General features: G+C 61.1%; 14 protein-coding genes. 7 read left to right on the top strand and 7 right to left on the bottom strand.

Features of this window, described 5'->3' with window-relative positions; translation table 11 throughout:
- Positions 1–14 precede the first annotated feature (14 nt).
- From QMO82_RS09990 to QMO82_RS10010, 5 genes are all read right to left on the bottom strand, one after another.
- On the bottom strand, positions 15–1,283 hold the full coding sequence (locus tag QMO82_RS09990; protein ID WP_183607595.1) for a nitrate/nitrite transporter: 1,269 nt from the start codon (positions 1,281–1,283) through the stop codon (positions 15–17).
- Positions 1,284–1,762: 479 nt separating this feature from the next.
- A complete protein-coding gene (locus tag QMO82_RS09995) occupies positions 1,763–3,043 on the bottom strand; it encodes a CmpA/NrtA family ABC transporter substrate-binding protein (protein WP_183607594.1) in 1,281 nt (426 codons plus the stop codon).
- 34 nt (positions 3,044–3,077) lie between these two features.
- Entirely contained in the window at positions 3,078–3,665 is a 588-nt protein-coding gene (locus QMO82_RS10000) for an ANTAR domain-containing response regulator (protein ID WP_018241751.1), read from the bottom strand.
- A gap of 171 nt (positions 3,666–3,836) precedes the next feature.
- The gene (locus QMO82_RS10005; RefSeq protein ID WP_183607593.1) at positions 3,837–4,466 is read right to left on the bottom strand and encodes a glutathione S-transferase family protein; all 630 of its coding nucleotides are present in this window, start codon (positions 4,464–4,466) and stop codon (positions 3,837–3,839) included.
- Between the two features lie 7 nt (positions 4,467–4,473).
- Entirely contained in the window at positions 4,474–4,839 is a 366-nt protein-coding gene (locus QMO82_RS10010; RefSeq protein ID WP_029873049.1) for a helix-turn-helix transcriptional regulator, read from the bottom strand.
- A gap of 219 nt (positions 4,840–5,058) precedes the next feature.
- Between QMO82_RS10010 and QMO82_RS10015 the strand changes: the two genes are divergently transcribed.
- From QMO82_RS10015 to QMO82_RS10040, 6 genes are all read left to right on the top strand, one after another.
- Positions 5,059–5,922, top strand: a complete 864-nt coding sequence (locus tag QMO82_RS10015; protein ID WP_183607592.1) for an ABC transporter substrate-binding protein — start codon at positions 5,059–5,061, stop codon at positions 5,920–5,922.
- 14 nt (positions 5,923–5,936) lie between these two features.
- Positions 5,937–7,067 (top strand): LLM class flavin-dependent oxidoreductase, encoded by a 1,131-nt coding sequence (locus QMO82_RS10020; protein ID WP_183607591.1) that lies wholly within the window; start codon positions 5,937–5,939, stop codon positions 7,065–7,067.
- A 24-nt stretch (positions 7,068–7,091) separates the two neighbouring features.
- Positions 7,092–8,921, top strand: coding sequence for a TRAP transporter large permease subunit (locus tag QMO82_RS10025; protein ID WP_183607590.1), 1,830 nt, complete (start codon positions 7,092–7,094; stop codon positions 8,919–8,921).
- A gap of 16 nt (positions 8,922–8,937) precedes the next feature.
- Positions 8,938–9,936: a TRAP transporter substrate-binding protein gene (locus QMO82_RS10030; protein WP_183607589.1), complete on the top strand. Its 999-nt coding sequence runs from the start codon at positions 8,938–8,940 to the stop codon at positions 9,934–9,936.
- A 91-nt stretch (positions 9,937–10,027) separates the two neighbouring features.
- Positions 10,028–10,234, top strand: coding sequence for a hypothetical protein (locus QMO82_RS10035; RefSeq protein WP_183607588.1), 207 nt, complete (start codon positions 10,028–10,030; stop codon positions 10,232–10,234).
- Positions 10,231–10,890: a peroxiredoxin gene (locus QMO82_RS10040; protein ID WP_097618955.1), complete on the top strand. Its 660-nt coding sequence runs from the start codon at positions 10,231–10,233 to the stop codon at positions 10,888–10,890. The genes QMO82_RS10035 and QMO82_RS10040 overlap by 4 nt, the downstream gene beginning before the upstream one ends.
- A 62-nt stretch (positions 10,891–10,952) precedes the next feature.
- Here QMO82_RS10040 and QMO82_RS10045 read toward each other — a convergent pair whose 3' ends face one another.
- A complete protein-coding gene (locus QMO82_RS10045; RefSeq protein WP_183607587.1) occupies positions 10,953–11,723 on the bottom strand; it encodes a gamma-glutamyl-gamma-aminobutyrate hydrolase family protein in 771 nt (256 codons plus the stop codon).
- Between the two features lie 126 nt (positions 11,724–11,849).
- On the bottom strand, positions 11,850–12,572 hold the full coding sequence (locus QMO82_RS10050) for a glutathione binding-like protein (RefSeq protein WP_183607586.1): 723 nt from the start codon (positions 12,570–12,572) through the stop codon (positions 11,850–11,852).
- Positions 12,573–12,742: 170 nt separating this feature from the next.
- Here QMO82_RS10050 and QMO82_RS10055 point away from each other — a divergent pair, with 170 nt between their 5' ends.
- Positions 12,743–13,726: a lytic transglycosylase domain-containing protein gene (locus QMO82_RS10055; protein WP_183607585.1), complete on the top strand. Its 984-nt coding sequence runs from the start codon at positions 12,743–12,745 to the stop codon at positions 13,724–13,726.
- The last annotated feature ends 40 nt before the right edge of the window (positions 13,727–13,766 follow it).

Raw genomic sequence — 13,766 nt, forward strand, 5'->3', positions numbered from 1 at the left:
TCCAGGTCCTTAGATCAGGTTGCAGCCAGGGGCGCCGCGTGCCCTTGGCGCGACAGTTGCTTGACGGACAGGTGCATCCAGATGAGAGAGATCACGACGATCGCAAAGAGCAGCAGGAAACAGCTGGACCATAAGCCGGTCATGTCTTTGAGGAGGCCAAAGGCGATCGGAAGGATGAAGCCGCCAAGGCCGCCCATCATCCCGACGATACCGCCGACGGCGCCGACGTTTTCGGGGTAGTAGGCCGGAATGTGCTTGTAGACGGCAGCCTTGCCGAGGCTCATGAAGAACCCGAGCACGAAGATGACGACGATGAAGATGACGGGGGTGATACCGAAGGCCGGACCCGTCCCGTCCCCAGAAGCAGCCGGCAGCGAAAGGATGAGGGTGGCCACGGCCGATACGGCAAGCATCGTATACATCACGCTGCGCGCGCCCTTCTTGTCCGACAGCACGCCGCCGAAGGCGCGGAAGATACTGCCCGGGATGGAGTAGGCGGCCGCGATCATGCCGGCGGTTTCCAGATGGAAGCCGTAGACGCCGACCAGATAGCGCGGCAGCCACAGCGACAGGGCGACGAAGCCGCCGAAGGCGAAGAAATAGTAGAGCGAGAAGCGCCAGACCTGGACGTTCTGCAGCGGCGCGAATTCCTCGGCAAAACTCCTGGAGGCGACGCGGCGTTCGCGGCGGAGACGGTAGGCCGGATCATCGGTCGTGGTGAACCAGAAGACGATTGCCATCAGCGCCAGACAGACGGCCCAGATCTCCGCGACCGCCTGCCAGCCCCATGCGAGCAGTACAAAAGGGGCGGCGAATTTGGTTACGGCCGCGCCGACATTGCCGGCACCGAAGATGCCGAGTGCGGTTCCCTGTTTCTCCGCCGGGAAGAAAGGCGAGACATAGGCGACACCGACCGCAAAGGAACCGCCGGCCAGGCCGACGCCGAGGCCGGCGATCAACATCTGCGTATAGGTCTGGGCGTAGGAGAGCAGGAAAGTCGCCAATGCGGCGGCCAGCATGGTGAGCGTGTAGACGAGACGGCCGCCGTAGCGCCCCGTCCAGATGCCAAGAACGATGCGCACCAGCGAGCCGGTAAGGACGGGGGTGCCGACCAGCAATCCGAACTCGGCCTCGTTCAGCCCGAGATCCTGCTTGATGCGAATGCCGATGATCGCGAAGATCGTCCACACGGCAAAACAGAGGGTGAAGGCTACAGTGGAGATCCACAATGCTTTGGCTGGTTCGCCGGCCGACATGGGCAGTGCTTTCTCGATGACAGACATAACTTCTCCGAGGCTCGACAAGGTCGTGCCGATCCATCGCTGAGGGTTAAAACAAAAAGCCGCTGGTCAGGACGCGCATACACGAGGTGCGCGAAATATCCTGATCAGCGGCTTTGCTGGTGGCGCCCGCCGTTGGACGCCGAATATGTGGCCTTCTGGCCCATTTGCCTGGATGCAATCCTTAGGCCAGATTGCTCAGGCTAAAACCTATCTCTTCAATCTGAAGAGTAATCTTTGTGTCTTCTATGAACGCCTATCACACGCTCATTCTGCGCTGATCGCCATTGATCGGCGCAATATACCTCCTGCAAACTGCGTGCCAGTTTGTTGTCGTTTGTGTAAGTCGTTGACTGTAAATAATATTTTCCGAAATATAACGGATGCTTGTTTTTCGGGCCGTCATCAGTCGTGCAAATCTTTTGTGCGCTTGTTGTGAGGCAGGCAGATCCTTGCTGGCGTTTTGTGCAGGCCGGCGTCAATCAGACCTCGTCGTCGGATATAAAGGGCAGGGCGCTTTTGACGGCAAAGCCTGCGACATAGTCCGGCAGCTTCGCCGGGTCGAAGACGTGGCCGTCCATGAAACGGTCGCCCTCGTCGACACCCTCGATGCGGATATCGGCATCATCAGGTGTGTTCCTGTCGCCGAGAGCCGTCCGGTAGAGATCCGGACGGTAGGCGGAGGCGGCCGCCCTTGCCATGTTGAGGCTGACCTCGGCCTGTCCCCAGCGGATCATCTGGCTGTAGATCCACAGCGCCTGGCTCGGCCGGGGATAATTGGCGAAGCCGGAATGGAACATGAAATAATCGGCGATGATGCGGCGGTTACCCTTTGCATCGAGGCTGAATTCGCCGGCGAGTACACGGCGAATGATCTCGACGGGGGCAGCGATATAGCGGGGGTCGGCAAGAGCTGCCGCCAGCGCGTTGTGATTTTCCGCCTGGTCGCACCAACGGGCTGCCGCGTCGAGCGCCACGATCAGCCTGGAAACGGTTTCCGGATGGCTATCCGCCCAATCCGGCCGCATGCCGATCACCTTTTCCGGTGCCGACGGCCAGATATCCTGCTTGGCAGCGACGATGCGGCCGACGCCGCGCTCCGAAGCGACCATGTTCCACGGCGCACCGACGCAGAAACCGTCAATCGCACCGGCTGCCAGCGCATCCGAAGTCATGGGCGGCGGCACGACGACGAGCTTGACGTCCTTGTCGGGATCGATGCCGCCGGCCGCCAGCCAGTAGCGGAATTCGTAGTTGTGCGAGGAGAAGGGATAGGTGACGCCGAAGGTCGGCAGCGGCTCGCCGCGCGCTTTCATTGCCGCCAATGTTTTTGCCAGGGCGCGGGCATTGTCGAGCGCGCTTGCCGTTTCCGGCAATCCTGCTTCATCCCGCATCCTGTCGAAGAGCCGCGTCGACAGCGTGATCGCGTTGCCGCCGCGCCCCAGCGAAAATGGCGTGATCGTCGGTGAGGGATTGGAGCCGAGGCCGAGCATGGAGGCGACGGGCATCGGCGACAGCATGTGGGCAATGTCGAACTGTCGGAATGCCAGGCGGTCACGCACATTCGCCCAGGAGACGTCCTTGACGAGATCGAGCGTCAGGCCTTCCTTCCGCGCGAAGCCGAATTCTGCGGCCGCAATCAGCACCGATGCATCGACGAGCGGAATGAAACCGGCCCGCAGTACTTTCGGTCCTTCGTTGTTCACCCGCACGGGCGAGGGCATGTCGCCGCCGGAGTTGGAGGTCGTTGTCATCATATCCACTCCGGTTTCCTCCGGAAATTCATCAGGTCGGCCATTACATCAACAGCCCCGCGGCAGTGACGACGCTCTGGGCGATTTCCGACATCTTCTTCTTTTCGTTCATCGCTGTCTGGCGCAGCAGGGCGAAAGCCTCTTCCTCCGACAGGCCGCGCATCTTCATCAATATGCCCTTGGCGCGCTCGACCAGCTTGCGTTCCTCCAGCGCGGAGCGGGCATCGGCAAGCTCCCGCCGTAGCCGGTTGAAGGCATTGAAGCGACTGACGGCCATGTCGAGGATCGGTTTGACCCGTTCCTTCTTCAATCCGTCGACGATATAAGCCGAGACGCCGGCATCGACGGCAGCCTCGATCGAGGCCGTGTCGGAGCGATCGACGAACATGGCAATCGGGCGGCTGACCGTGCGCGTCAGCTGGAACAGATGCTCCATCATGTCGCGGTTGGGATTCTCGATATCGATGATGATCACGTCGGGCATCAGCGTTTCGATGATTCGCGCGATGCCGTTGACCTCGTGGACCACGGTGACGCGCACATGCCCTGCCTCGCGCAGTCCTTCTTCGATGATGGAGGCGCGTATGGCATTTTCGTCGATCACCAGAATTGTCAGATCGAGATGCGTCATTGTCTATTCATGACGCACTGCAGCAATTTTGGCAAGGCGTTCGCCTGAAAAGTGTGCACAAATACGTGTGCGCAAAAAATAATCAAACTGCCGCACTTTCGGGCGGAATCAATACGCCGCGTAGCTTAGCCAGCAAAAATCGGCGAAGAATTGCTGACGGGCAAGGTCTCTTCAGGGCAGCGGTATGTCGGATGTGAAATGAGGAACGGCGTAACCGCGCTTGACCTGTGGTCGGGCGGCAAGCCTGAGATACCATTGCTTGACATTGGGAAAGGCGTTCAGGTCGATCTTGTGACGCTGGAAGCGGGAGACCCATGGCCAGACCGCCATGTCGGCGATGGAATAGGCGTCGACGAGGTAGTCGCGGCCTTCGAGCCGCGCGTTCAGCGTCTTGTACAGGCGGCGGGTGTCCCTATGAAAGAGATCCTCCGCGAATGGCGCTTCGCCGCTATTGTAGGTCAAAAAATAGTGGGCGTGACCGAGCGTCGGCCCGAAACCGCCCATCTGCCACATTAGCCATTCGATCGTGTGATGCCGGGCGGCACCCTGCCGGGGCAGGAAGCGGCCGGTCTTTTCGGCGAGGTAGAGCAGGATGGCGCCGGATTCAGCAAGCGTAACACCGGTCTCGTGATCGATGATAGCCGGAATCTTGCCGCCCGGATTGATGGCGAGATAGTCTTGCTGGAATTGGTCCCCCTTGGTGATGTCGATCGTGTGGGGGCGGTAGGGGAGGCCGAACTCCTCGAGCGCGATGGATACTTTGAGCCCGTTCGGCGTGATCCAGGTATAGAGGTCGATCATCCCAGGTTCAATCGAACATCATTTCGTCGACCGGCAGCTTCGTCATTCCGAAGCGCCCGGTGACATCGTCGAGGCCAGAGAACATGTCTCGCAGAGTTTGCACAATCGTCTCGACGCGCGGATCAATGACGCGATAGACGATCGCCTTGCCGTCGCGGCGCCCTTCGATCACCCCGGCCTCGCGAAGCTCGCTTAACTGCTGGGAAAGCGTCGGCTGGCGGATACCGAGTTCGTCCTCCATCGCCGAGACCGAGGCTTCCGTCTCTATCAGATAGCAGACGATCGCCAGGCGGTTGGCGTTGGCGATCAGCTTCAGCAATTCGCTTGCTGCGCCGACATCGCGGCAGACTCTTGAGGAAACGGGCTTCGTCAATGGTGTCGTCCTTGAAGGTTCTATAAAAAAGTAAAGTGACGGCGCTGAATTTTCAACTCCGGCTCGCTCACTTCGCTCGATCTGGTAAAAGATTTCATTGCCTATCGATTTTATAGGATTTCAAAGACGATTTTCTCCTGCTGACGATAATCGCTTCCTCGCAATCAATTTATAAAAAAGTAAATTGACTGCTAGGAGCCACGTTATCGGTCGCATAGAATGAAAATTGGTGTTCATCCCAACAATCTGCATCTTCGCCTCGCGCGGCTCTGGCCCGGCGCCTTCGTCGATCTGCAGCCAATATTCGTCTCCTATGCCGAAGGCCGCGATACCGCGGTGCTGCTGGAAAGTGGCGACATCGATCTCGGCGGCACCGGCTCGACGCCGCCGCTTGAGGCGGACATGCGCGGCCTCGGCGTCGAATATATCGCCGCCTCCGCACCGCGTCCGGCCAATGGCGCCATCTTCGTCAGAAGCGACAGCCCGATCGGCTCCGTCGCGGAGCTGAAGGGCCGCCGGATCTCCTTGATCGATGGTTCGTTTCACACCTATCTCCTGGCCCGCAGCCTGGAAGGCGAGGGACTGAGCCTGCCCGATGTCGAGCGGATCGAAAGCGGCGCGCGCGATTCGCTCGCCGACCTGCTCGAAGGGCGCGTCGATGCCTGGGTCGCCATGTCGCCGCGTCTCGAAAAGGCGCTGGAGCGCGATGACGTCAGGTTGATCGTCCGTTGCGGCGCGGCCATTCCCAACCGTTCTTTGTTCTGGACATTGGAGCGGAACGGCCTTTCGGCGGCGGAAATTGGGGCGGTCGTCTCCGAACTCAGCCGGATCGGTAACGAGATCGCTGCCGATCCACGCACCGCTGCCAGACTTCTTGCATCGGGCGACCGCGGCGGATCTGGCGACCGCGGCGGAACGGATATCGATGCCTGGGAAAAGGTGGTGCGCTCGCGCGACTTCACGGTGTTTCCGATCGACGACGAGATCATTGCCGAACAACAGGAAGAGGCCGACACGCTGCTGCGCCACGGCCATTTCGACAAGCCCATCGTGCTGAAACGTCCGCTCGAAACCGTGAAATAACGAGGAATCAGGAGATGAACGTTTTCTGGTACATGTGCGCGCCCGACGGCGCCTATCCCTGGCAGCCGGAAGGCTCACGTCAGGTTGACTACGGCTACTACAAGCAGCTTGCCCAGGCCTACGATCATCTTGGCTACACCGGCGCCCTGTTTGCGACCGGCGCCCACGACGTCTGGGTGCTGGCGAGCGCGCTGCTGGCCCACACCGAGCGGCTGCGTTTTCTCGTCGCCATCCATCCCGGCCTCGTCGCGCCGACATTGCTTGCCAAGATGGCCGCGACCTTCCAGGAGTTCGCCCGCGGCCGGCTGCTGATCAACGTCGTCTCCGGCGACGCCAAGATGCTCGGCGCCTATGGCATGATGCTGCCGCATGACGAGCGTTATGACATGGCGGACGAATATCTGCAGCTCTGGCACCGGCTCTTTGCCGGCGAGAGCGTCACCTATCAGGGCAAGTATTTCTCGACCGACGGCGCCAAGCTCGCCTTGCCGGTCGGCGAGAGCATCGCACCGCCGCCACTCTGGTTCGGCGGCTCGTCGGACAAGGCATTGGATGTCGCGGCAAGACATGTGGACACCTATCTCTCCTGGGGCGAGACGCCCGCCCAGATCGGCGAGAAGGTCGAAGCGGTGAAGGCGCGTGCCGCCCAATACGGGCGTGAGCTGGAATATGGCATCCGCCTCTATGTCATCGTTCGCGACACAGACGAAAAGGCCTGGGAGGCGGCGGCCGATCTCTATGGTCGCATGGATGATGCGGCGATCACCGCCAACCAGCGTTTCGTCGCAAGAAGCGATTCCGTCGGCCAGCAGCGCATGACCGCACTGCATGGCGGCCTCAAGCCAGAAAACCTGCGCGATCTCGAAGTCGCGCCGAACCTCTGGGCCGGCATTGGCTTGGTGAGGCCCGGCCCCGGCACGGCGATCGTCGGTTCGCCGGATACGGTTCTGCGCACGCTCGAAGCCTACCAGAAGGCGGGTGTCGATACTTTTATTCTTTCTGGCATGCCGCTGCTTGAGGAAGCCTATCGTTTCGGCGAAAAGGTGCTGCCGCGGCTCGATGTCAGCAGGGAGGTCTCGAAGGCGCGGAACTACACCTGGTCGACGCTCTTCGATCGCGATCTTTCGACCGTCAAGAATGCCTGATCCTCTCGCCTGAAGGTAAGTTTTGTGGCCACCAGTGAATTTCATCCGATCGAACAGGCCGCTCCAGACAGCAGGGTGGCAGCGCGCCTGCTGCGGGCGATCGAGGCGGTTCTCGGCATTGCCGCGGCGCTTGTTCTCGCCGTGCTGCTCGTGATGGTGCTGGTGACGGTCTGCCTGCGCTATTTCTTCAGTGCCGGCTTCATTGGTGCCGAGGATCTCGGCATCTGGCTGCATGTGGGCCTGATTGCGCTCGGCGCGCCGCTCAGCCTCAACAGCGCGCTTGCCATGCGCCTCGACGTCTTCGTTAAGATGCTGCCGGAAAGCCTCCAGCCGGTCACGCGGATCGGCGCCGATGTTTTCACCGTGCTTTCGGCGCTGATTCTGAGCTTCGGCGGCAGCGAGATCATGACGATGCTCGGCGGCGTCTCGCCGACACTCGGCGTGCCGGAATGGATCCGCTTCGGTTTCCTCGGCGCCGGCGGCGCGCTGATCCTCGTCGTGCTGCTTCTGCAACGCATCGCCGAAGGCAAGGTCCTGCCGGTTGTGATTTCGCTTGCGGTCGGCGTCGGGCTCTATGCCGGTATCCCGCATGTCGCGCTCGATCTCGATTGGCCGCCGAGCATCTTCCTCGGACTGATCGCCGCGGTCGGTCTCGTGCTCGCCGCGCCGCTGCCTCACGCCTTTCTTGCCGCAGCCTATGTCGTCATTGCCTTCGGCAGCAGCCTGCCGGAGCCGGCGATCGTCTCGGCAACCGTCACCGGCATCTCGAAATTCCTGCTGCTCGCCATTCCCTTCTTCCTACTCGTCGGCGGTCTCCTCACTGCCTCCGGCGTTGCCAACCAGCTTGTGCGCTTCGCTGCCGCCATGGTCGGCCATCGCAGGGCCGGACTGGCGCAGACGACGCTGCTCACCAGCGTTCTCTTTTCCGGCGCCTCCGGCTCGTCGGTCGCAAATGCCGCTTTCGGCGCATCGACCTTCCAGCCCGAGCTGGTCAAACACGGCTATCGGCCGGCGCAGGCGGCGGCGATCATCGCCTCGACATCGGTTCTCGATAATGTCATCCCGCCGTCGATCGCCTTCCTCATCCTTGCGACCGCGACCAATCTTTCCGTCGGCTCGCTGCTCGTCGGCGGCTTCTTCGCCGGCGGGCTGATGGCCATATGCCTGGCGGTCGCCATCCATCTGACCGTGCGTGAGCAGGTGCCCTTGCCGCGCGCCAATGCGAAACAGCGCTGGCAGTCGGCGGTCCAGGCGATCCCGGCCTTCGGGCTCGGCGTCATCGTCGTCGTCGGCATCCGCATCGGCATCGTCACCACCACGGAAGCTGCCGCCCTTGCCGCCTTCTACACGCTGCTGCTCGGTATCGGCGCGCGCCTCGGCATCCTCTCGCTCTATAGCGCCTTCCGCCAGGCGGCTGTCGAGGCGGCGGCGATCGGTCTTCTCATCGGTACGGCTGGCCCCTTCGCCTTTCTGCTGGCAGTCGACGATGTGTCCGGGCTGATTTCGCATCTGACGACTGTGCTCGGCGGCAGCGCGCTTGCGGTGATCCTGCTGTCGAACGTCATCCTGCTGGTCGTCGGCCTCGTTCTCGACATCGGCGCGGCGATCCTGCTCTTCGGCCCGATCCTGCTGCCGGCAGCGGTCGCCGCCGGCATCGATCCCATTCAGTTCGGGGTGATCATCGTCGTCAACCTGATGATCCACGGACTGACGCCGCCGCTTGGCATGCTGATCTTCGTCGTCAGCGGCGTCACGCGCATTCCCGCTTCGGCACTCTTCCGGGCGGTCGTTCCCTATCTCTCCGCCCTTCTGGTCTCGCTCGCAATCCTTTGCGCCTGGGCCATCATCTTCTAACCAACAGGACAACCCCATGGACGATCTCAACCGACGCAATTTCTTAAAGACCGCAGCCCTCACTGGTGCGGCGCTTGCAGCGCCCGCCTTCGTCCGCACGGCGGCTGCCCGCACGACGACGATCACGATCGCCTCGCTGCTCGGCGACGACAAGCCGGAGACGAAGATCTGGGTGAAGATCGGCGAATTGGTCGAGGCGAAGCTTCCCGGCCAGTTCAAGTTCAATATCGTCAGGAACGGTGCGCTCGGCGGCGAGAAGGAAGTGGCCGAAGGCGTGCGTCTCGGTTCCATCCAGGCCAGCCTCTCGACGGTCTCGTCGCTCTCCGGCTGGGCGCCGGAACTGCAGATCCTCGATCTGCCCTTCCTCTTCCGCGATGCCGACCATGTGCGCCGGACCGTCAGCGGAGATGTCGGCGCCGATCTCAAGCAGAAGCTGCAGGCGCAGAATTTCGTCGTCGGCGATTTCATCAATTACGGCGCCCGTCATCTCCTCACCAAGGAGCCGGTGACACGGCCGGAGCAGCTCAAGGGCAAGCGCATCCGCGTCATCCAGAGCCCGCTGCACACCAAGCTGTGGAGCGCATTCGGCACGACGCCGATCGGCATTCCGATCACCGAGACCTACAATGCCCTTGCAACCGGCGTCGCCGACGCGATGGACCTGACCAAATCGGCCTATGCCGGCTTCAAGCTCTATGAGGTCGTGCCCGATATGACCGAGACCGGCCACATCTGGGCATCCGGCATCGTCTATTATTCCTCGACCTTCTGGGCCGGCCTCAACGACGAGCAGAAGGCGGTGTTCCAGCAGGCCTCCAGCGAAGGGGCCGCCTATTTCAACCAGCTGATCGTCGACGACGAAGCCAAATCCGTCGAGACGGCGCTTGGCCATGGCGGAAAGCTCTTGAAGCCGGAAGCCTTCGACGAATGGCAGAAGGGCGCCCAGGGCGTCTGGGACGATTTCGCGGCTGTCGTCGGCGGCCTCGACAGGATCAAATCGGTCCAGGCCGCCTGAGCAAGGGGCAGGGCGGTTTGTGCCTGCCGCTTTTGACGGGACCGATGGAAAACCATCGGTCTCTTCGTCGCGCGCACTTGCCGGAAAAATAATGCCGCAGCAGGCCGGAAATCGAAAGAGCATGCCTTCGGTTATCGTGGTATATGACTTACTTAAAATCCTGGACTGGGAAGTCTTTACCTTCGGCCGGTGCGATCCTGTTGACCGCAATCTCGCGACCGCTTCCGGCGGACGGATCCCATGGCCTCGATTTGAGCTGAACAACTTTGAACACAAGGCTTTGGAGGGCCGACCATGAGCTTACGCATCAACGATATTGCCCCCGATTTTACCGCCGACACCACCCAGGGACCGGTCAGTTTCCATGATTGGATCGGCAATGGCTGGGCCGTCCTGTTCTCGCATCCGAAGAATTTCACGCCTGTCTGCACCACCGAGCTCGGTGCCATGGCAGGCCTCGCGGGAGAATTTTCCAAGCGCGGCGCCAAGATCATCGGCATCTCCGTCGATCCGGTGGAAAGCCATGCCAAGTGGAAGAACGACATCAAGACCGCCACCGGTTTCGACGTCGAATATCCCCTGATCGGTGACAAGGACCTCAAGGTCGCCAAGCTCTACGATATGCTGCCGGCCGGCGCCGGCGAGAGCTCGGAAGGCCGCACGCCAGCCGACAATGCGACGGTGCGTTCGGTTTTCATCATCGGTCCGGATAAGAAGATCAAGCTGATCCTGACCTATCCGATGACGACGGGCCGGAATTTCAACGAGATCCTGCGCGCCATCGACTCTATCCAGCTGACGGCGAAGCACCAGGTGGCGACACCGGCGAACTGGAACCAGGGCGAGGACGTCATCATCACCGCCGCGGTTTCCAACGAAGACGCGATCACGCGTTTCGGTTCCTTCGATACGGTGCTGCCTTATCTCCGCAAGACCAAGCAGCCGACTGCCTGATCGCTGTTCTTAAGATTCTCCAAGCCGCCGCGAGCACGTCGCGGCGGCTTTTTACTGATCAGCTAAGCGGTGGCTTTTCGTGCCCGCACCGCATCGCCGAATGCCTGAAACAGCGCACGGTTCACAGGGTTGGTCTGCGGATCGTATTCGGCATGCCATTGAACGCCGAGCGCAAATCCCGGCGCGTCCTTGAACCGTATCGCCTCGATCGTCCCGTCCTCGGCAATACCTTCGGCAACGACCTTCTCGCCAAGCTCGAGAATGCCCTGTCCATGCAGGGAATTCACCCGGATCGTCTCCCGCCCGAGGATGCGCGCAAACATCCCGTCCTCTATAAGTCGAACATCGTGACGATCGCCGAAAACGATGGCGAGGTCGGGATGGATCTCGCCGGTTTCCAGGCGCGGCATTCGGTGGTTCATGCGTCCGGGCAATTCCCGGATTTCGGGATGCAGCGAGCCGCCGGCCGCGACGTTCATTTCCTGAAAACCGCGGCATATGCCGAAAATGGGAACGCCGCGCGCAACACAGGCTTCGATCAACGGCAACGCCAGCCCGTCACGATCCTCGTCATAAGGTTCATGCTTGGGATCCGGCACAGTGTTGAAACGGCTGGGATGGACATTGGCTCTGGCGCCCGTCAGTAGGATGCCGTCGACGACAGCCAGCAGATCTGCGATATCGGCCAGTTTGGGATTGCCGGCAAACATCAGCGGCAAGGCATCGGCGACATCGGCCACGGCCCGCAGATTGTTTTCTCCGACAAGCTGAGCCGGAAATCGGCTTTCGACAACGCGGGCATTCCCGATGATGCCGATTACGGGTCTTGTCATTGCTGGTCACACCCCAAGTCGCAACGCCGGATAATGCCAGAGCCCCCGGGCAGATGATTAAACACCGTGTAGCCGGATCGGCCTCTGGCCGGCCGCCACCATGATTATCCTTAGCTGGGCCGAAGCTCAATCCGGAACGGGAAGGGCGCGCTGGTTGTAGAGGATCTTGCGGATGCGCGCCTGTTCTTCTTCGGAAGGTTTGCTGTTGTCGGTGCCGAGATCGGCGCCCACCGCAAGGCCGCGCTGGACGCCGGGCCGTGCGCCGACCTCCTCGAACCATCGCTTGAAATGCTTGAATTCGTCGATGTCCTGACCCTGCGCCTGCCAGTTGACGGTCCAGGGATAGCTGATGATGTCGGCGATGGTGAATTCGTCGCCGGCGAGATAACGCCGGTCGCGAAGCCGCATGTTGAGAACGCCGTAGAGGCGGTTGGCTTCGTCGGTGAAGCGCCGCACGGCATAGGACTGATCGCCTTCGCGATCGCCGAGGCGGCGGAAGTGCCCGGCTTCACCGAGCTTCGGCCCTTGGTTGGCCATCTGCCAGATCACCCATTGCGTCACCTCGTATTTGCCGCGCAGATCCTGCGGCCAGAATTTGCCGGTCTTTTCGGCGAGGTAGAAGAGGATCGCGCCGGATTCGAAGACGCTGAGCGGCCCGCCGCCGTCGGCAGGCGCGTGGTCGACGATAGCAGGCATGCGGTGATTGGGATTGAGTTGGAGATAATCGGGTTTGAACTGGTCGCCGCGGCTGATATTGACCGGCACCAGCCGGTAGGGCGTGCCGGTTTCCTCCAGGAAGATCGAAACCTTCTTGCCGTTCGGCGTCGGCCAGTAATGGAGATCAATCATCTACGCGTCCTCGTTCGCTGATGTATTCTGGCGATCAGGATGACGCTGCGACCGTGGCAGGTCGAATATATCTGTTCCAAAATTGAGGACGAAATTAGAAACCTGGTGCAGAGGTGGAAATGGGGGAAGCTTCCTACCCGTATCGATGGTATTGAGAATCCAGCGTCGCGATGGAAGTTCGAACCCGCCGAGATCCGATGATAGGCCGGAAACGTCAGTCCGACATGGGAAGGAGATCGGCGAAGGCCATGCTTTCGCTCTGCCTTCTGTTTTCTCATGTCGACGCGGTCATGGCTCAGCCGGAAGGAAGCGCGGCGCCGCCGGCCTGTCTCTATTCAGGTCCTTCGGCGTCTGGATTGGGTGAAACGCTCTGCATCCGTAAGGACAGTTTCAACCGTGACCTCTGCGTCGCGATCGAGCATTTCGCCAGCGCCAATCAATTGCCGCCGGATTATTTCGCTCGTCTCATCTGGCGGGAAAGCACCTTTCGCCCGGATGCCGTCAGCTTCAAAGGAGCCCAGGGGATTGCGCAGTTCATGCCCGGAACGGCGAAACTCCGCGGCCTCGAAGACAGCTACCAGGTGTTGGAAGCCTTAAGGAAATCGGCGCAGTATCTCGACGAATTGCGCAATCGCTTCGGCAATCTCGGCCTTGCCGCCGCTGCCTATAACGCCGGCGAAAATGGCCTTGCCTCTTACCTTACGTCAGGAAGATTGCCTTACGAGACGCGCGGCTACGTGATGGCGATCACCGCGCATACGATCGAGGAATGGAAGGATAACCCGCCGGAAAATGCGGCCGCCCCGCTCGACAAGGACAAACCGTTTCTCGATGGCTGCGTGGCGCTTGCGGAGAGACGGACGTTGAAGGACACGCCCTGGCGTCAGGAGGGCGAATGGGCACCCTGGGGCGTCCAGCTTGCGGCGAACGCCAATGTCGCGATAGCCCGGCGCATGTTTCTCGATGCCGTGCAGGATCTGCCTGCGCCATTGAACGCCGAGCAACCGCTGATCCTGCGCCAGCGCGACCGCAGCTTCGGTTTTCGCCCGCGTTATGCCGCCCGCATCGGCCGGCAGACACGCTTGGAAGCCAATGACCTCTGTAACCAGATCCGCAAACACGGCGGCACCTGCCTTGTCTTCAAGAATCGATAGCGAGCCCGATCGAGCCGCCTGGGTCACGAAAAGTCTGCTT

The sequence above is a fragment of the Rhizobium sp. BT04 genome, from assembly GCF_030053135.1.
Lineage (GTDB): Bacteria > Pseudomonadota > Alphaproteobacteria > Rhizobiales > Rhizobiaceae > Rhizobium > Rhizobium binxianense.